Here is a 20,573-nt window from a genome sequence, read left to right on the forward strand (position 1 = left end):
ATAACTTTCATAAATCATTCTTCTTTGGCATTAATCATTATTTCCTCTTCCGACTCACCGAATCTTACTTTCATTCCAGGAGTCAACTTATGGAAACCTTCTACTACAACCAATTCGCCTACGGCCAGTCCTCTTTCTACTACCACTCTATTTCCTACTTCAGGACCTAATTCTATAAAACGCTTCTCCACCGTATCATCTTTACGCACCGTATAAATATATGCTCCGCCTTTCTCAATCGTAATAGCTTTCATCGGTACTACAATTGCACCTTCACGTACATCTAACAAAAGTTTTACTTTGGTAAATTGTCCAGGTAATAATACTTGTTTAGGATTGGGCATTTCCGCACGTACAGAAAAGGTACCAGTCTGAGGATCTACCTGCGGTTCAGCAAAGTCTACAAATCCTTTATATGGATATACGGTATTATCAGCCAGAGTAATAGTAATATTTGGCTGCCAGGAACGAGTTGAATCCTTTTGTCCTAAATTAATATTACGTTCCTTACTTTTCAAATAGTCTAATGCTGTCATACTAAAGTCTACTAATACCGTGTCACTCTTAACAATGGTAGCGAGCAAAGATTTACCTCCTGGCCCTACTAATGTTCCCAAATCCACATTTCTTTCACTAATATGACCGGATAACGGAGAACGAACTACTGTATACCCTAATTCAAGTTCGGCCTGAGCCAAATCAGCCTCACTCATGGCTACCGTTGCAACAGCACTTTCATAGGCTGCTTCTGCATTGTCCAAGTCAAGCTGACTGGCTGCGTTCTGTTCTACCAATGGACGAATACGTTTCAAATCACGTTCCGCTTTCAATGCCTGCGCTTCGTCTTTCTTCAACTGAGCTCTCGCCTTATCAGCTTTTGCACGATACTGATCTTGATTGATAACAAACAATACTTGGTTTTTATTCACGTAAGTACCTTCTGCAAAAAGCATATTCTCCAAATAACCTTCCACACGAGCACGTACTTCTACAAATTGTTGGGCACGAATACGTCCTACATACTCTCCAAAGATTTCTACATCATCTTTTACAGCTGGCTCCAATATTACTGTTGGAATCTCCGGTTCTACTTTCTGAGGGCGGGTCAGTATCCAATATGTTGCTAACACGCAAACCATACAAATAATAGCAGCAATGGTTCTTATTCTACTCAGTTTCAACTCTCGTTTCGAAAAAAATAATCTCATATCGAATCAATTATTTAAATTAACTTATGTTTGTCTACTCTGCATTTTACAAATTTCATTCCATTTTCTTCGCAAAACATTTATTCTTTGATAATCAACATATTGCAAAAATGACATACTATACACAAAAATGTGGAATTGCTTTAAAAATGTAGAATTAATCCACAATTACGACTTTTGGAACATTTTTTCTGATTTACATTTTAACAACTAAACAAATTATCTCCTACATTTGTATTGTATATGATGGTCATTAATTTTAAACCGTGTTATAATGAAAAAACAACTATTTTCCATATTGGTTTTATTAATCGGTTTATTAATTCCTTTTTCTGTTCATGCTCAGCAACAACGAAAAAAGGTGGGTGTAGTGCTAAGTGGTGGTGGTGCAAAGGGAGTAGCCCACATAAAAGCACTAAAAGTCATCGAAGAAGCAGGAATTCCCATTGATTATATAGTAGGTACTAGTATGGGATCCATAGTAGGCGGACTTTATGCAATCGGATATACTCCGGAACAGTTGGACAGTATGGTACGAAAACAAAACTGGACTTTTCTTTTAAGTGACCGTATCAAACGTAGTTCCATGTCGCTAACAGATCGCGAGCGTTCTGAAAAATATATTGTCTCTATTCCATTTACTAAGAATCCAAAAGAAATTGCCGGTGGGCTTATAAAAGGACAAAACCTTGCCAATCTATTCTCCGATTTAACGGTAGGTTATCATGATTCCATCAGTTTCAATAAATTACCCATTCCTTTTGCCTGCGTATCAGCAAACGTTGTTAATGGAGACCAAGTCGTGTTCCGTGAAGGAGTGCTTTCAACTGCTATGCGTGCAAGTATGGCTATTCCCGGAGTATTTACTCCGGTACGAATAGATAGTATGGTACTTGTTGATGGTGGAATCGTCAATAACTATCCGGCAGATGTCGCCAAAGCTATGGGTGCCGATATAATTATCGGAGTGGATGTGCAGAATGTTCTGAAAAGTGCTAACAATCTCAACAGTGTTCCTGAAATCCTTGGACAAATTATTGATCTGACATGTCAAACCAATCATGAAAAGAATGTAGACCTAACAGATACTTATATTCGTGTGAATGTAGACGGATATTCTTCAGCCAGTTTCACACCGGCAGCTATTGATTCTCTGATGCAACGCGGAGAAGAAGCAGCACGGGCACAATGGGATTCCCTGATTGCTCTAAAAAAGAAGATCGGGATTTCAGACGATTATGTTCCCAAACAGCACGGTCCCTATTCCTCTCTCTCAAACTCCCGCACAATCTTCGTGACAAAAATCTCTTTCACCGGCGTTGAAACAAAGGATAAGAAATGGCTGATGAAAAAATGTAATCTAAAGGAAGACAGTGATATCACTACCCAACAAATAGAACAAGCTCTATTCCAGTTACGGGGTAGTCAATCCTATTCCAGTGCCAGCTACAAACTGATGCATACTTCTGAAGGATATCATCTGACTTTCATGCTTGAAGAAAAATATGAAAAAAGAATCAACCTTGGAATCCGCTTCGATTCGGAAGAGATAGCTTCTCTGTTAGTCAATGGCACCGCAGATATTAAGACTCATATACCTTCCCGGCTCTCTCTTACTGGACGATTGGGTAAACGGTATGCCGCGCGGATCGATTATACCCTTGAACCTATGCAACAACGTAACTTCAATTTTTCATATATGTTTCAGTATAATGATATCAACATATATGATAAAGGTGACCGCGCCTATAACCTAACTTACAAATACCATCTGGCAGAATTTGGTTTTTCAGACGTTTGGTATAAGAATTTCCGATTCGGACTCGGTTTCCGCTTCGAATATTATAAATACAAAGACTTCTTGTTTAAAAAACCTGAGTTGGCCGATTTAGATATTGAATCAGAACATTTCTTGAGCTACTTTGCTCAAGTCCACTACAATACATATGATAAGGGATATTTTCCTTCTAAAGGAAGTGATTTCAGTGCCTCCTATTCACTCTATACAGATAATATGGCACAATATAATGAACATGCGCCATTCTCTGCATTAAAAGGCTCTTGGGCTAGCGTTATCCCCGTTACGCGCCGGTTTTCTATCATTCCTTCCATCTATGGACGTATATTGATAGGGAAAGATTTTCCTTATCCGATACAAAATGCAATCGGCGGCGAAGTATATGGCCTGTATATTCCCCAGCAATTGCCTTTTGCAGGAATTACGAATATAGAGTTAATGAATAACTCTATTATGATTGCCTCAGTAAAATTTCGCCAACGAATGGGAAGTATTCATTATCTCACCCTGACTGGCAATTATGGATTAACAGAAAGCAACTTCTTCGATATTCTAAGAGGCAAGCAACTGTATGGAATCAGTGCGGGATATGGTATGGACAGCATCTTCGGTCCGTTGGAAATCACATTTGGATATTCCAATCGAACCGATAAAGGAAGCTGTTATGTAAATCTGGGATATTATTTTTAACTTAGGTTTTGGAAATACGCGCAGTGTGGATTCGCTCACTGTGCGGTCAGTTGCCGCTTCCCAGTTTGCTTTGGCTACACGCAGGCTCTGCCTGTCGTTTTCGATGGCTTTGCGTACAGAAGTCTCGTCCGAGGCTGTCAGCGAAGGTTTGCGGTGTTGTACAATTTTAGTCTTCAGGCCTAATACACCACCCGCCTCGAATCGTTTTTGCAAATCGTACACAGAAGCTGCTGTACAACCCAGTATTGAGGATATTTCTTCGTTGCTTCTTCCTGTACTCTTCAATAAAATGTCTTGGCAGCACATACGAAACTGGGGCTTGGAACCGTTTCGGTACCCATCCTCTAAAGATAACCGTTCTTCTTCGGCCAATGATATGGCCTGTATCTTTTTGATAATCTGGATGTTTGAAGTTATACAATTATAAAGGTACAATATAAAGCATAAAACTCAAAATTAAATTAGTGAATTACTTAATCAATAAATTCCTTCACCTTCTCGCTGGCATCCCGAAGCTTATCTATTCCTTTCTCTATCTTCTCTATCTCGCAGCCGATGCGTTCAAAAGAAGAGACTATCACAGAATCAAGACGCTCCGGTGAAGTCACTTTCAACAAACAGCTGTTGTATTCATCCTACAAAGCACGGCTCGAAGCAAGATTCTTTGCAATAGACCCCCATTCATCCAGATAGCCAGTTCGTAACTCTCGTTCAGGTTTTTCAAGATAGAGGTTTTCTCTTCTTCAACCGGAGCCAACAACGATTTCTTGTAAGACAAATATTCTGTCATACAGCTTTGAGTCAGCATCTTTATCAGCTCCATCTTGTTCACTAAACTGTCGGTACATACCACCTCATCCCAAAGTTCCACAATAACAGGCTGTTGAAACAGTTCCTCTACATACCGGGTATACCAGACGTTGTCTATATAGGCTACCACATTCTTCTCTTTCTCCTGATAGGCTTTCTCCACAATACTGTTAGTGGCTTGTTGCAGCACATAAAGCTGCTCTTCCAGTTGTACCGACATTCCTACAGCAGCCTTAGGAACACTGACACAGGAAGCGAAAGCAAACAGAAAAAATCATGACAAGAAAGAAATTCCCATTTATCCGATGCCATTTATCCGAAATACAACAATTTATCATAAGCATAGCATTTATTTATACAAGTAACATCTACCCTCAATTCATCATCTTCTTTATCCAATCCGCAGCCTCCGGAAACATCTTGTCGAGGTCGATATCAACTACCATAAAACGATTGTTAGCACCTTCAAAGCCAACATAATAACAATGCGTCCCACGAAGAATACTACCCTCCGAAGAAGGCAAATGGCTCTCTATATCTATCTCGTCATTCAATGCAGATAAAGGCAAAACACTAAAATAAATATCACCTGAAATCTTGTAAGAATATTGAACGTCTCCGAAACTGGTCAGAAAGAACTGTCCTCCAAGTACATTCGCAAACAAATGCATATCCCGAAAAATCCCTTTATAATATATAATCTCCATATTTTTATCAGGCATCGGCAAGTAAGGCATAGAGTGCATCATTTTCATACAATATTCCCGCTTCATCTCGTCCGTCCATACCAACTCTCCCTGATAGTTGAAGAAACTTACTTTAAACTGACGTATTTCCCAATTATGTATATAATTGAACTTTTTATCTCTGAATCCCTTGTCTCTAACTACAAAATAGTTCCGGTGCACCACTTCCTCGTCTATATCGTTCGTTGCCAGCTTCACACGACGCACATCACCTATTCCATCCTTACTCAGGATAATAAGTTCATGCGTCTAATCGTGCACAAGATAAAAGCTATCCCCACGCAAGCGAAACAGGGCACACTTGGTATGTGTGTCAGATACTTTGCGACGCCATTGCAGAGTAGTTCCTTTAAAGCAAAAGACGCTGAGCGGGTTGCCTCCGGCAAAATAGAATGTACCTTTGCCGTCAGTATCAAAACCGGAAAGATACAATTTATTATTCTTAGGATTATAACGGTAATCTACTGAGTCAGGCACATTTCTAAACTTGAAATCCCAGTAACTCAAGAAGGGGTAATTCTCGTTTACACGCTGCGCTGATAACGGTGCAAACGTAAGAAACGATAAAGACAATAGTAAAAAAGATTTCTTTTTCATAATGGCAGTTTTTGTTACTCTATCGGCAAGAAAGATTCAAACTCTTTGTTGTAAATATCGTTAATATAATATTCATCTTCCTGTTTCACAACATTAATAAGAATCGTATCACCTGTTACACCAACTTGAAATGCATCCGGTTTATCGGTAGGATGTACCCAAACATTATTACGATACGGAAATTCAAAATCGTGCCGTCCTATTAATGCATCATATTCAGGATAACCATCATTTCTGCTTAATTCCTCCATTTTGTTAAAACGAAACAAAGCATTGGGAGTTAAATACTCCGCACGGATAACAGCCAATTCCTGCAACAGATTCTCGGATAGCGTGCTATGTTTCAATGTATAAAAATCATAGAAGCTCTTCACAAAATCGAGCGGTTCATTACGGTCCACTTTAGGAAATGTATCGCCACTGTACCACAAGCTATCGCCAAACTGTTGCCCGAGCGACTCCGGTGTGATGTATCCCACACGATATTCCCCGTCCTCCTTTACCACTCTCACAGGGATTTCTTTTGTTCCCTCGTAAGGTGTTCCTCTACTATATGCATAATGCACCATATACCAACTATTCCCCAAAGGCTCTATTTTTAACGTTTCACACGAGTCTTCCGGAATATCCTGTGCGCGAATTACCATGCTTGCACCCGCATCCCAAGTCATTCTCCATATCTTACTTCTCATTGCCTTCGTAAAATACTTGGCATAATCTTTTTTAAGTTCTTTCTCCTTTCTTATAATAGGTTTAAGTTCAGTTGCATAAAATTCTTTCAACATACTCACGGCTTCTGAATCTACATTCTCAACCGTATCTTTCAATGATTGCTGAAACAAATCCTCTTGGTTTTCAACAACCACAGAAATATTTTTCTTTACACCTATATCAGCCTTATCTACTTTATTATGCTTACCACAAGATACACATATCAATAAAAGCTGAATACATATAAAAACTTCAAACTTATACATATTAATTTAAGAAACTGTTTTGATTTTCTACATTGTTTTTACTCTAGAACTGCTAGGATTTTCATTCCTATTTTGAGCGACTTTCCGGTGCTGTTTCCCGATTTTCTTCGTCAGATAGACCGTTATCTTCCTCATCAAACCAAAAAATATCCCGCGAAAATGCATCTCAAAACAACGAATGATAAAATCAAAACAGTTTCTAATACTGGCGCCAAATTGTATAATTCTGTGCCTCTCAATAGGACTGCCCTCCAAACATATCTCTCTGCACAAAGTCCGAAATCCATTGAGTTCCACTATACATTGCAATATGTCCATAAGGATGCCCTTCTGTTGCTTCATGAACAACTATATCTCCTTTACGGGGTTCGTAATTATCATTAGAAACCTTATGAAATCCACGACTTTCTAAATACGTATCATAATCACAAGCTGATGCCGGTCTACCATCTGTAGAAAAGCCACCAGCTTCAAGTGCCTGCCTCACGTACATCGCGCAACTTCCTACAGAAGAAGAATGAGCATTAGAAATCAAATAATCTACAGCAGCATCAATATTAAATAAACTGCCACTATATCCTATCCACAAGAACTCTCCCAAGAACCATAACTCATAAAACGAGGCTGCCGCCATCCTTCGCCACAGACATAAACTTCTGATTTTAGAAGATTCCGATTATCTAAATCTAAAAAAAGATCTAAAGGCATACAACAATCCGGTCCACTACCTAAATCCCCCAAGATCTATTTCTACACAACCACCTGAACCACAGCCTGTAATTATAGGACTTGGAGCTGTATATCCCCAACCGCAGACATAGACTGATGATGTTAATTCTCCTTTTAAGCAAAGTTCCCAATAACGCTGCTCCGACATACAATTTTCCGGACTACTACCATCACCAGTCCCCCTTGACACCCCACAACCACTACTATTACCACACGAGCCACAACTACCACATCCACATCCGCAACCGCAGCTACCATAACTATAATTCTGCGCATCCGGAGAAAGGTGTTTAATCTCTTTCAATTTTGGTTTTTTATTTTCAGTCTTCATAATCTTAAATTTTTAATATTTAAAAGCTATTATTATTTCTCTGATTCCAGTTTTACATAAACAATGCCATTATAACACAGATATTCCAACTCGGCAAGCATCGAACGGTAGACACCTTCACCGTTGTCACGGATTTCCGGAGAAAGGGTAGAGCATAATTCAGCAAGCAATACTTCAAAACTCATCTCATTCTCTAACAAAGCCAAGATGTTATATCCCCAATCGCTCAGCAATGCTTCCCGGTATCCCTCACCCAACAAGCAAGGCACACACACCACATCCGCGTTTCTGCCGCAGCGTTCGCGGCTGACACGTTCCTTAAGCAGGTGTTTTGCCAAACCAGGCCAATGGGAAGGAATTTCGAAAACGGATGCGTAAGGATTCTTACCTACCTTGCAAACCGCCTGTTGCTCACGGTTGGCATTGATAAAGTGGGAATAAGAGGAAAGGCGGTGCTTCCAATCATACAGCGTTTCGTTAGGCAATTCCTTCCACTCGGTTATGCGGTCGCACAGATAATCCTGATACAACGCAATACATTGCTGGACAGTCATGTCCGGAAGTTCCTGCTTGATACCTCCCAGACGCTTGTTGTTCTGCGGAAAGAGTTCCACAATCCGACGGTAGTAATCAGGATAACGGTCGAGCAATGTCCTGCCAAGCAGTTCGCAGGCGCGCTGGTTGCGTTTGTGTCCGCCCAGCAGATGCAGGAACTTGACATCATCGAAACGGTAGAAATCGCAAAAGCGGTGATAATCGTAACCATTGTCCGGCACTACATATCCCAGCACACTTGCCACCTCTTTTCCACGCTCTTCGGCAAGGGCTGCAAACAGTGTCTATTCGAAAAGCAGGTTGTTGTTCACACCCAGATTCCGACTATGATAATCGAGTAAACCGTTATCCTCGATAAACCGAAAAGCAATCCGGCAATACTCCTGTATAAATTCAAGGTCGTTTCCACCCAAGAAACCGGCATTGTACGAAGGAATGAGATCACGCTCCAACACCTTGTGCAGAAATTCCGGCATCCGGTAATTTCTTCGCAACAGGTCGTTCATCATGTTTTTGTAATATTGAGTTCCCATTTCCATATTTTGGGCTATCAATCCACCGGACTCGATAGAAACATCCAAACGATGGGGAAGATACACGTCTCCGTCCACATGGATAAACGGTTCCGCTTGCAACGAATAAGTAAGCATTTTGGAATAAGCCCAATGGATGTCCGGACACCGCAAGTCGTCATATTGCACCACTACTTCCGTATAAGGAAGTTGCAGCAACTCGATAAAGACCTTATACCCATTGCTATCCGTATAAAGCACTACATTATCATAGCTTTTACGAAGACTCAGGCAACTTAATGCCCACGACATCAGATGATACTGCGGATGAGGCCATCCGAATCCATTCTCCAACAGCGATTTGTTCGCTGTCCAGAACGTTTGTGTTATTTTCAGATTTGTTCTTATGAGTGTTTTTGTTTTTAGATTTGCTTACTACACAAATTTTTCCCTTTTCTGTAAATTCAGCAAGCCAATCATCGCCCAAATTAAACTAGCAGAAAAAAGAAATATACGATTTTTAATGAGGACACTTTCCCATATCATCGGATGAAAACCTTCAGGCATACCAAATGGATTCAACATAACATTCCAAAAAGAACGATCCATACCATTCATTTTACTAATAAAGATTAGCGCAATACCTATGATAATCATTAGTACAGCTGTCCCATTTCCACTTCGCGTAATAGTAGAAAGCATAAAAGCCATATTACCGAAAAAAAGAACCGGAAACATCAACTGTAAAGACATGCCAAGAGGATTGACCGGATACAATAAAATGATAGCTATATATGAAAAAACAATTAAAATAGCAAAAATAGCTACATATATCATAAGTAGCCGCACCCCCCAAACTTTATATTTATAATCCGGAATACCAAAAAGGATTTCCAGTATCCGACTATCTTCGTCATTTTGGATACCGAACACAGCCGGGTAGAAAATAAGCAATATACATGGAAATAAAAGAATACTATAGATAAGCCCTTCATTAATCTCTTCTCGTTTCCATGCATTTTGAAACATAAAAAAGGCAAAAAAGATAAATGCAGCCAAAAGAAACCAGATAAATTTTCCAGCAAATATAATCTTCAAATTATATTTTACTACTTTGGGCAACAGCTGTATGATTTGATTCAATGTCATATCCTTCTTTTTATTTTAATTCATATTCTTCAACAGACAGAGATAAGCGTCTTCTAGATTAGCTTCCACTTCTACAGCTCCTTCGTATGGTTGTTCAATAGAAAGATAACGTACAAGAATAGTGTCATCTTGTTGAATATGATGTATAACCAATGATTTATCCAACACTTTTTCAAATTCTGTCTTATCAATATTAAACTGCCATACTTTACCATTAGCCATTTCCACCATATCCGAAGGATTACCGAAATACTTTAGTTCTCCTTTATTAATTACTACCACCTGATTACAGGAACTGGATATATCTTCGATAATATGAGTAGAGAAAATGACAACACGATCTTTACTCAATTCGACCAATAAATTACGGAAGCGTATACGCTCACGTGGATCAAGTCCTGCCGTAGGCTCATCTACAACCAGAATGCGTGGTAAATGGAGCAAGATAAGCGCAATACCAATACGTTGCTTCATACCACCTGAGAATGAACCGATTTTTTCGTCTTTCCGTTCATACATATGTACTGCTTTCAACACATAATCCAAACGTTCATTACGCAATTTCCCATCGACTATCCCCTTCAATATAGCCTGATAATCAAGAAATTCCCATGATGTCATATTTTCGTAAGTGCCAAATTCCTGCGGCAGAAACCCTATCAAGCTTTGCAATTCTTCCCGGTAAATACGAGTATCTAACCCATTGATCCAAATACTTCCATAGCTTTGTTCGAATATACCGCAAATTACGCGCATCAAGGTTGATTTTCCGGCTCCATTCGGTCCTAACAGTCCAAACATACCTGTTTGAATCTCAAATGATACTCCACGCAATGCCTTGAAAGGTTTGCGCCGTTTTCCAAGCAAAGGAACACTCTTCACCACACGGAAATAGGATCGTCGAAATCCAGCAAAACGCCCGGTTATACGCTCAATATTCACATTATGATCATATAAATATTGAGAAGTAACATAAATGGCAATACCTATAAACCATAATAGTCCAATCATAATCACCAGACCATTATTATCCATTTTTCTAAATAGTCCAAACAAAATTAGGGGTGGGAGACTCCAGAATATCACACGATTGAATATTTTTACCCATTTACTATCCTCGTAACGATAATATAAATAAGAACGCACTTTCCGCCACAAATACAAAACAGATGCATATATTGCAAATGAGAAAAAGAATATCCAGAGTCTATTCTGAATAAAGAAATAAGTAAAATAAATGCTGAATACAAGAATTCCCAATTGCCATAATAAATTCACAAAATCCTTCAACGAATGATATTCATTATTCAGCCCCAAACGCTTACGAATTTGCAATCCACTGTTCCACTGACGACTGATACGCCCCGGCCAATCATAGATTTTAACCAAATTCCGAACAGAAATATGTATCTCGTCATTCGGATCAATAACCTTCGATTTAGCCCGTCGGAGACTAGTCTGCGCAAAGTAAGTCATACCAGGGATACCCGCAATCAATGCTACTAAATAAACTGATTGCCAAAGCATTCCATCAGCATACAACCAAATACCGATTATACCGATTATAAAAAGAATGAAATGAGTAATCCATATCTTACGGGATAAAGAACGATACCACTGAAGTACATTTTCTAACCCCATACATACAGTAGGGATCAAAATCAGTGTCAATAAAGCAGAGAATAAGAGCCCCCCGATTACTGTAATGGCAAATGGTGCACCGATAGCTCCTGCATATTCTGTATCTCCCATAGCCAACGGAAGCATAGCAGCTATCGTTGTAATAGAGGTAATCAGAATCGGACGGATACGGGACATACCAGCAGTCATCAACGCTCTGTTACGACGATATCCCCTTGAACGCAAAATATTAGAATAGTCTATTAATATGATTCCGTTATTAACAACCACCCCCAGCAAAATCAGGAATCCAGTTAATGTATTCGCATTCATCAAACTATTACCCGAGAGGAGCAGTGCCAACAAAGAACCGATAGCAGCCAATGGGATTGTAAAAAGCAAAACAAAAGGCGTCACCATAGATTCAAAAACAGATGCTAGGATCATAAAGATCAAGATAAAAGCTGCTAAAATGAGAAACTTAAAATCTCCGAATTCATCTTCTTCATGAAATACTTGCACAGCTACTCCGGCAGGAAGGTTGTAACCAGCAATCAACTGGTCGATATCAGACCGATAGCCTTCCAACAAATCTTTGGAAGATTGAACATCCCTTGGGAAGTTATAATATACTTCGATTTGTTTATCCTGATTAACACGTATAATACGGGAGCGTCCTCTACCATAATTAAGCGTTGATATATCTTCCAGATTATGTATACCACCATTAGCATTCTCTATTTGAACAGCACGTAAATCATCTACAGTTCTTTCTTTTTGAGCCTTTTCTTTTGCTTCCTCTTCGGTTTCTTCCTCCGGTATTTCGTCACGAATGATAATATCATAAGTCTCATCTCCCACTTTAAAAGTAGCCTCGGAAGAAAATTCGCGATTAAGCGACGCTAAACCTGAAGTAATATTGTTACGGTTTATATCATAAGTGGTCAGCAAAATCGGATCAAAATTCAAATTTATTTCTGCCTGCCGGGGAGTGAACGAGACACGAGTACCTTGTACAAAATCTTGTCCATCCAATAAGTAACGTATCTCTTCGGCTACCATCTGCATCGTTTCAAAATCCGATCCACGGATAACTACCCGTTCACGATTGTCACCAATACCCAATAAACGCATAAAACCACCGAGACTACTTAGAGCAGAATTATCCCCTCCCCCTCCCATAGGGTCGGAAACATATATTTCAGCACCGTTCATGTTCGAAACCTTACTCTGTACATCCGACTTAATATCCGCTATTTTCCGCTTAGCTATCTTCTGGTAATCCTTCTGCAAAACAAGTGTAAGAGTTGCCTCTTTATCCCGAACACGACAGATCAAATCTTTTTTTTCGGGCACATCAGCCAAACGCTCCTCCAATACTCTTACCATTTTATCCGTATTTTCAAGCGTACTTCCGGTATGCATCATTACACTGATATCAAACCGATCCGATTCTACTTCTTTCATCTGCTGCACACTTAATGTCAAAGACAAAATTAGCGTCGTAAAAAGCAAAATTACAGCTCCAAATATAGTGACTCCCGGATTACGCATACAGGTTTTCAATAAAACCAAATAAATCTGCATCGGACGTTGCACAATCGATACCTTTTCATAAATGATACTATTTCCGTTTTTCTTTCTCAAAATAAGATAAGTAACCATCGGAATGAAAAGTAAAGCCACAAATAAAGAGATAGTCAGAGTGGAAATAATAGATACTCCGATATGATGTCCAATCAATTTAATCAAAAAATTATCAGAAAAGACAAATGGCAAAAATACTGTAATCGTTGTCAGCGTAGCCGCTACAATAGAACGCCACACTTCTTTCGTTCCCTGTGTAACCGAACGTTCTGGTGTACAGCCACTTCCCGATAAGCGATAAATATTCTCGAGTACCACCACACTATTATCCAACAACATTCCGATTGCCAACGCCATTCCTACCAATGTAAGGCTATTAATAGTAATACCTGAAGCATAAAAGAAATTGAAAGCCGTATAAACAGAAATTGGAATAGAAAGCGCAATAAAGAATACCAACCGCATATTCTTCAAGAAAAGCCAAAGAATAAATACCGCCAATAATCCACCCACTAAGGCCAAATTAATGATTTGATTGATGTTATTCTCCATTGTTTCCGCCTTATTCTCTTGAACTACTATTTCCAAATCGAGCGGGATAAGTTTCTCATTGAGCGTATCTACCACATCGGATACACGATGGGAAAGTTCAATCAAGTTAGCCTGTGAGTCATTAATCAAGGAAACCGAAACTGCCTCTTTCCCATTGACACGACTATAAGTGGTTTCATCTTTCAAATCAAAAAATATGGTCGCCACGTCTTTCAACAGAATAGGACCAGGAGCTACCACAATATTCTCCAACTCAGATACTTCCGTATACATTGCATTGACATGGACAAAATTCTTACTGTCCGGTTCATCGGCAAAACCAACAAATGTTTTTTCCTGCGTATTTTGCGAAAGAAGATTGCTAATTCTTGAAGGTGTCAGGTTCAGTGCTTTACATGTCTCCGTATTGAGACGCACTTCAATGGCCTTCTGTCGTCCACCATATACATTGACAGAAGCAACTCCATCAATATTCTCCAGATCGGGAAGAATATTCTCGTCCACTAAATTTCTTACTCTGTCAGTTCCACCGGAACCACGCACCTGAAGTACCATAAAGTTATTGCTCATCTGAGCAATATCAACTTTTTGCACCTGTACGGTAAAACCACTAGGAAAAGAGGCGGCAATTTCATTCACCTTTTCCTGCAATTTTAAAGAGGTCATCTTAAAGTTGACATTCTTTTTAAAGCCAATTTGTATGCTGGACTGTCTCCTGTCAATTCTAGATTGCAGCTTGTCTACTCCTCCTATCGCACTTACAGCTCCCTCAAGCGGAATAATTACTTCCGATTCTACATATGAAGGATCCATATCTTGCTGCGACGACACCTGAATAAACAATACCGGAAGTTCCGCATTAGGCAATAACTCCACCGGAAGCTGTTTATATGACACATAGCCTAATAGACTAAGCGCAATAAACAACATACAAATCGTAATTCTCCTATTTAGTAAAAAGTTCATCTTTAGCTATTTTTAGTTCGGTGACTTATGCGTCTTTTAAGTTTTTCCAAGACATAATATACACAAGGGATAACCATCAAACTCATCAAGGTGGAAGTAATTAAACCTCCAATCACAGCAATAGCCATTGGGGAACGCAGAGAAGCACCTTCACCAAAATCGAATGTCATTGGGAGCATTGCCAAAACGGTAGTCAGCGTAGTCATAATGATGGGGCGGATACGTTGTTGTCCTGCTTCTACAATGGCATCGGTCAATTCCATTCCTGCCTGGCTGAGCTGATTGATACGGTCTACTAAAATGATAGAGTTATTAACAGCAATACCTCCCAGCATCACAATACCAATAACTCCCATCATGTTAATGGTCGTTCCTGTGATGAAGAAAAGTAAGATAGCACCTACCACCGCCAATGGAATTGTCAGCAAAATCGTGAAAGGATGCAACAATGATTCGAACTGAGAAGCCATCACCATATAAACTAGTACGACAGAAAGTATCAAAGCAAACAATAAGCTATTCATAGACTCTTGCCGCTTCTCTTCTTCTCCGGTAACCGTGATGGTATAATTAGCAGGCAGATCAATTCCCTTAACCGTTTGACGTACTTCCTCCGCCACCTTATCCAATGATTTACTGGCATCCATATTTGCCATTACTTTACCAATACGGCTTTGATTACGGCGTAATATCTCTTTAGGAGCTTGTCCATGAGTAATTGTAGCTATTTCCTGCAATAAAAATTCCTGCGTACCACTTTTGATAACAAGCGATCCGAGAGAACTCAAAGGTATGTCAGGAACTTTAATTACGATATCACGCATTTCACCACGATATTCCATTTTACCAACTTCCTTACCACTTAATTGCTGCTTTAACTGTTCAATTACCGTAGCAACACTCAAGTTATTAATGCCGGCTATGGTACGGTTGATGGAAATCACGACTTCCGGAGCACCATCTTCAATAGAAGTACTTACATCGTAGATTCCATTTACTCCGAGCATTTTTTCTTTTACTTCCTCAGTAATTACCGCTATCTCATCCAGTTCCTCTCCTTTAACTTCCACAACAATCGGAGCTCCTTCACTACCTAAAAGCGAACTCAGAGAATTTTCATCCTGTCGGATCGTTACTTCCAAACCATCGGGATTCTTCGCAGACTCAACAAATTGAGCTATAACTTTTTCCGAAGAAAGAGTACACTCAGGAGATAGTTTTACTTTCATCATTGCCGTATTCTCTCCTTCAAAAATAGCATTTTCAGATCCACTTCCTTCTCCGACATGACTATATATTGTACATAACGAATCACTTCCAACAATAGCATATAGCAATTCTTCCAAATTACCAACAGCCGCAGAAGTACGCTCCATTTGTGTACCTTCTGGCATTTTAACGACAGCAGTAAAAGCCTTACTCTCAGCCCGCGGCATAAATTCGGTTCCAATGAATGGAGTCAGTAACCCCGTCACAACAAGTAATAATACTGCCACTCCAATCACCCACCAACGATGCCATACCAATTTACGAAGTATTTTACTATATCCCGTCATACGGATTGATTTCACCTCTTCCATTTTCACTTTCTTACCGGAAAGTTGAATATATAGCATCGGAATCACCAAAATAGCTACAAATAAAGAAGATAAAAGCGAAAAAGTAACCGTCCAAGCCTGATCCTTAAACAATTCTCCCGAAGCTCCGTGAAGATAAACTATCGGGAGAAATACTACGATAGTCGTCAAGGTAGAAGCAATCACCGCATTGGCAACTTCCGCCGTTCCGGTAATAGCAGCATCCTTAACACTCAGTCCCTTCTCCTGATTTCGAAATATACTTTCGATAACCACAATAGCATTGTCCACCAACATACCCGCTCCAAGAGCAAGTCCACCCAATGTCATAATGTTCAGTGTAAGTCCATTGAAGAACATCAGATTGAAAGTAGCCACAATCGAGATGGGAATAGCAAGACTGACAATTAATGTTGTTCCCATTCGACGAAGGAATATGAACAATACAACAATTGCAAGAACTACACCCAATAAAGCACTGCTTTTCACTTCTCCGATCGCACTCTTTATAAACGTACCTTGATTGGAGATTACCTGAAAATGATAACCGGGAAGCGCATTCTCTATCACAGCTAATTTACGAGTCACCTCATCCACCACTTTCACCGTGTTAAAACGCATCTCCTTATAAATAGACAAGCCAATGCTACGCTGACCATTTATACGTACGATATTCTCCGGACGAGCATTCATAAACTGCACAGTTGCTATCTCTTTCAAGAAGATAGGAGCTTTATTAGCATCAGTTGTTTCGGAAGAATTGTTTCCGGAAGTTCCCTGTTGCTGAACCGGCTTATACCCAACAATCAAATCCTCAAAATCAGCTTCCGTTGTGAACAAACTCGAACTTTTCACCAAATACTGCAAACCCAATTCACTGACTTGTCCCCCGGATATACTCTGGTTGTTGGATTCGATACGGGAAGCAACATCTTCTATTTTCAATTGAAATGCGTTTAGCTTATAAGGATCTGTTTGAATGGTCAACGTACTCACTTCTTCCCCCGAAAGAGTTACTTCAGCAACACCTTCCAAACGGATCAGCTCATTACGGATATAGCTTTCGGCTATTTTCCGCAATTCCGCCATATCTGTAATACTCTGATGAGACATACCTACCAGAACTACCGGTGATAGATTCGCATCATGCTGGGTAATCTTCAATTCAGTGATATCTTTGTTTTGAGCGAACGGATTCATTGCCTTCTGCAAATCGAGGAAAGCTTCATCCATATCCTTTGTCCAAGTATATTCTACAGTAATACGGGCCGTCCCTGCCTTTATCACGGAAGAAACCTGTGTAACGTCACTCTGCCGGATAGCCATAGCCTCCATGTTTTTTACAAATTGTTTTTCGATTTCTTCAGGTGGACGTTCTCCAGCCTTCAGCTCGATAAACAAGCGGGGATTGTTCAGATCGGGCAATAAGTCTACACTCAATTGATCGTATGATACTTTTCCCAACAACAAGAGGGCAAATACAACCATACAAATTGTAACCGGATTGCCTACTGCAAATTTGATTATATTTTTCATACGTGTTTCCTATTTTCGAGAGGTGTGTTTATCATCAGACTAATGATTTACTTTTGAATCTTTACTTTTGCGTTTTCTTTCAATGTTTCAAAACCTCTCACTACCAGATTATCGTTTACATTCAGACCGGATACAACTTCAATGTTGTATTCATCCTCCAGTCCAGTTTCCAAATTACGTATCTTTGCAGTATTTTTCTCAACTATATATACATATTTCCGACGACGGTTAGACAGAATCACATCTTTGGAAATAATAATAGAACTATCGGCTCTATCTACCACAATATCTGCTTTAGCAAACATACCCGGACGCAGTTTCAGTTGATCGTTATCAATCAGGACTTTTCCCTTAAAAGTACGCGTTTCCGTACTAATTGCCGGAGATAATTCGCTGATTTTCCCTTTTAGTGTATCACCAGGTATGGTATAATGAGTGACATATACCGGTTGTGATTCTTTAACATAGCGAATACTGCTTTCCGGCAGATTAATATCCATATACATTTTGTCATAAGCCATTAAACCTACCATTGGTTTACCTTGTTCGACCTTACTATCAGATGTATAATGAGGTAAATCAACAATAACACCATCAAACGGAGCTATTACTTTCATTTTCTCCAGATTGAGCTGAGCATTATCATAATCGTAACGTGCACTGGTTACTTTTACTTCCGAATTCCGCATCTCACCTACGGTAACCCCTCCTTTTTCATAAAGAGCTTTTTGCTTGGTTTCTTCTTGTTCAGCTATTTCGAGGCTTAACTTCTTAGCATCAATAGCAATTCCATTTTCATACTCTCTATCTTCCAGTTTTATAATCAGTTGCCCTTTACTCACTCGGTCACCCATTTTAAAAGGTTTCCCAGTCTTCGGATTGTTCTGAAGTTTATAACTCCCGCTCATTTCTGAATTCAAAGTCACCCCATAAGTAGGCTGTACTGTCCCTGTTGTATTTATTAATTTACTGATCGAACCTTTTTTCAATTCGATGACAGATACCGGAGTAGCAATATCATTAGGTGCATTTTGTGGCCTTTCACCACAGCTAGTTAATGATATAGTTGCTAATAAAGTAGATGCAATTAAAATGTGATACTGTTTCATGGCCTGCTTATTTTTTATCGATCATATCTTTCATTGGAACAATAGGACTATTTGTATCAAAGTCATACAATGAAAGAATTTTGAGGTTAAGTAATTCTATTCTATAATTAATCAATGATTGCGTATAAGCGATTTTCTGATTTGAAAGCTGAGTTTGGAATTGGCTCATTTCCATACCGGTAATATCTCCTTCACGGTATCTGGTCTGATTTAAATCATATGTCAATTGAGCGTTTTTCACATTTTGCTCAGCAATCTTAATTTGTGTCCGAAGATTTTCGAGACTACGCCATACCTGACGGATATTTAGTTCAATATCCACTTTCTCTTCGTGAAACTCAAGCTCATTGATCTGTTGAGCTATCTGCTGTGCTTTAATTCTTGCTTTTTTCTCACCCCAATCAAAGATAGGAACAGAAAAGCTAACTGAGACACGCGGATTTTGCGTCGGATTATCAAACATCTTATTCAAATTCTTATTATCACCAGTCAGTCCGAAAGATACAGATATATCTCCTTTAAATTCATTCATAGCCTTTGTCTTGATCATATCAAATTCAAGTTCCTTGGTTTTTATCTCACGCTGACGAAGTTCAAGGCGTGAACCTAGACCATGCGTAATAGCTTGCTCTAAATTAACTTGAATCGGTTTAATATCAACTTCAGCAAACACAAGAATGTCTTCATCCAGATTCATTCCCAGTGTCTGTTTAAGTTTGTCTTTTGCATTCTCCAGACTAACCTGTCTTTCATCTACAGACGAACGTGCCGTAGCAAGATTCAATTCAGCTTGATAAAGCTCATCTTTGGCAGCTAAATCAGCTTCCACCTTATTTTTTTTAATTTCATAACTTTGCTGGACATTAACCAATTCTTCACGACTGATTTCCAGATTACTTTGTGCCATATAAACTGCATAAAACTGATCAGTAATACTTTTCTCCGTATTCAGACGTTGCAAAGCATAACTAATATTGGCATTTTCGTAATCATACTCAATCTGCTTCAATTCCATCTTCCGCTTGTTATAAGTGAAAATAGGCTGGCTTAATTGTAGATAAAGATTATTACTAAATACTTGACTATTATCTTTTTTATCATCTCGAATTGAACTATTGTCCTGCCAACCAAATTTATTAATTAAAGAGATAGTACCATCCGTCCATAGAATAGGCTGATCAATCTTGAAGGTTCCATTAGTATTAAAAGTTTCACCTGTATACCATTTCGAATTATAATTATCGAAAGACCTGTCTTTACTATAACTCACCGGCATTAAATCCAATGAGAACTTCGATTTCAAAGAAGCTTTCTGAGCTAACAGATTCTGTTTATACCTCTCCAAATTCATATGAGAACTACGAAGAGAAGGACTGTTCTCCTGTGCAATCTCCATTGCCTTGTCAATCGTCAAGGGGATTTGCCCTTGCGATGGCAAGGCAAGTCCCATAAAAATTACGATAGACAAAAGCATCCTTTTTAATAGTTGTAAGTCACTTTGCATATAATTTGCTGTTTTTTAAT

Annotated in this window: 14 protein-coding genes and 2 pseudogenes; 1 reads left to right on the forward strand and 15 read right to left on the reverse strand. The window is 39.2% G+C overall.

Annotated elements, in window-relative coordinates; all coding sequences use genetic code 11:
- Positions 1 to 14: 14 nt before the first annotated feature.
- Complete coding sequence (locus JCM17102_RS07280; protein ID WP_025074605.1) at positions 15 to 1,208, reverse strand: efflux RND transporter periplasmic adaptor subunit; 1,194 nt, start codon at positions 1,206 to 1,208, stop codon at positions 15 to 17.
- Between the two features lie 274 nt (positions 1,209 to 1,482).
- Here JCM17102_RS07280 and JCM17102_RS07285 point away from each other — a divergent pair, with 274 nt between their 5' ends.
- A complete protein-coding gene (locus JCM17102_RS07285; RefSeq protein WP_025074606.1) occupies positions 1,483 to 3,696 on the forward strand; it encodes a patatin-like phospholipase family protein in 2,214 nt (737 codons plus the stop codon).
- A 207-nt stretch (positions 3,697 to 3,903) separates the two neighbouring features.
- Here JCM17102_RS07285 and JCM17102_RS32380 read toward each other — a convergent pair.
- From JCM17102_RS32380 to JCM17102_RS07350, 14 genes and pseudogenes are all read right to left on the reverse strand, one after another.
- Positions 3,904 to 4,002, reverse strand: a pseudogene (locus JCM17102_RS32380) (hypothetical protein); the annotation flags it as partial.
- A gap of 167 nt (positions 4,003 to 4,169) precedes the next feature.
- Positions 4,170 to 4,313, reverse strand: coding sequence for a hypothetical protein (locus JCM17102_RS30630; protein WP_168770333.1), 144 nt, complete (start codon positions 4,311 to 4,313; stop codon positions 4,170 to 4,172).
- Positions 4,307 to 4,726, reverse strand: a complete 420-nt coding sequence (locus JCM17102_RS26610) for a hypothetical protein (protein ID WP_051572828.1) — start codon at positions 4,724 to 4,726, stop codon at positions 4,307 to 4,309. Before JCM17102_RS26610 ends, JCM17102_RS30630 begins: the two co-directional genes overlap by 7 nt.
- A 154-nt stretch (positions 4,727 to 4,880) precedes the next feature.
- Positions 4,881 to 5,459 carry a hypothetical protein gene (locus JCM17102_RS07300; protein ID WP_025074608.1) on the reverse strand — a complete coding sequence of 193 codons (579 nt, stop codon included), beginning with the start codon at positions 5,457 to 5,459 and terminating at the stop codon, positions 4,881 to 4,883.
- A gap of 42 nt (positions 5,460 to 5,501) precedes the next feature.
- A complete protein-coding gene (locus JCM17102_RS07305) occupies positions 5,502 to 5,729 on the reverse strand; it encodes a hypothetical protein (RefSeq protein ID WP_148302044.1) in 228 nt (75 codons plus the stop codon).
- Positions 5,730 to 5,863: 134 nt separating this feature from the next.
- Positions 5,864 to 6,826: a hypothetical protein gene (locus JCM17102_RS07310; protein ID WP_033886609.1), complete on the reverse strand. Its 963-nt coding sequence runs from the start codon at positions 6,824 to 6,826 to the stop codon at positions 5,864 to 5,866.
- A gap of 235 nt (positions 6,827 to 7,061) precedes the next feature.
- Complete coding sequence (locus tag JCM17102_RS26615) at positions 7,062 to 7,460, reverse strand: CHAP domain-containing protein (protein WP_081800200.1); 399 nt, start codon at positions 7,458 to 7,460, stop codon at positions 7,062 to 7,064.
- A gap of 90 nt (positions 7,461 to 7,550) precedes the next feature.
- Entirely contained in the window at positions 7,551 to 7,886 is a 336-nt protein-coding gene (locus JCM17102_RS07320; protein ID WP_025074611.1) for a hypothetical protein, read from the reverse strand.
- Between the two features lie 32 nt (positions 7,887 to 7,918).
- Positions 7,919 to 9,361 (reverse strand): annotated as a pseudogene (locus tag JCM17102_RS32310) (DUF6734 family protein).
- 27 nt (positions 9,362 to 9,388) lie between these two features.
- Complete coding sequence (locus JCM17102_RS07330) at positions 9,389 to 10,102, reverse strand: hypothetical protein (RefSeq protein WP_025074612.1); 714 nt, start codon at positions 10,100 to 10,102, stop codon at positions 9,389 to 9,391.
- Positions 10,103 to 10,117: 15 nt separating this feature from the next.
- A complete protein-coding gene (locus tag JCM17102_RS07335) occupies positions 10,118 to 14,827 on the reverse strand; it encodes an efflux RND transporter permease subunit (RefSeq protein WP_025074613.1) in 4,710 nt (1,569 codons plus the stop codon).
- A 2-nt stretch (positions 14,828 to 14,829) separates the two neighbouring features.
- Complete coding sequence (locus JCM17102_RS07340; protein ID WP_025074614.1) at positions 14,830 to 17,940, reverse strand: efflux RND transporter permease subunit; 3,111 nt, start codon at positions 17,938 to 17,940, stop codon at positions 14,830 to 14,832.
- Positions 17,941 to 17,987: 47 nt separating this feature from the next.
- Positions 17,988 to 19,049, reverse strand: a complete 1,062-nt coding sequence (locus JCM17102_RS07345) for an efflux RND transporter periplasmic adaptor subunit (RefSeq protein WP_025074615.1) — start codon at positions 19,047 to 19,049, stop codon at positions 17,988 to 17,990.
- Positions 19,050 to 19,056: 7 nt separating this feature from the next.
- Complete coding sequence (locus JCM17102_RS07350) at positions 19,057 to 20,553, reverse strand: TolC family protein (RefSeq protein WP_025074616.1); 1,497 nt, start codon at positions 20,551 to 20,553, stop codon at positions 19,057 to 19,059.
- Positions 20,554 to 20,573: the final 20 nt, after the last annotated feature.

Origin of the sequence: Bacteroides faecichinchillae JCM 17102, assembly GCF_000614145.1 — a bacterium.
GTDB lineage: Bacteria > Bacteroidota > Bacteroidia > Bacteroidales > Bacteroidaceae > Bacteroides > Bacteroides faecichinchillae.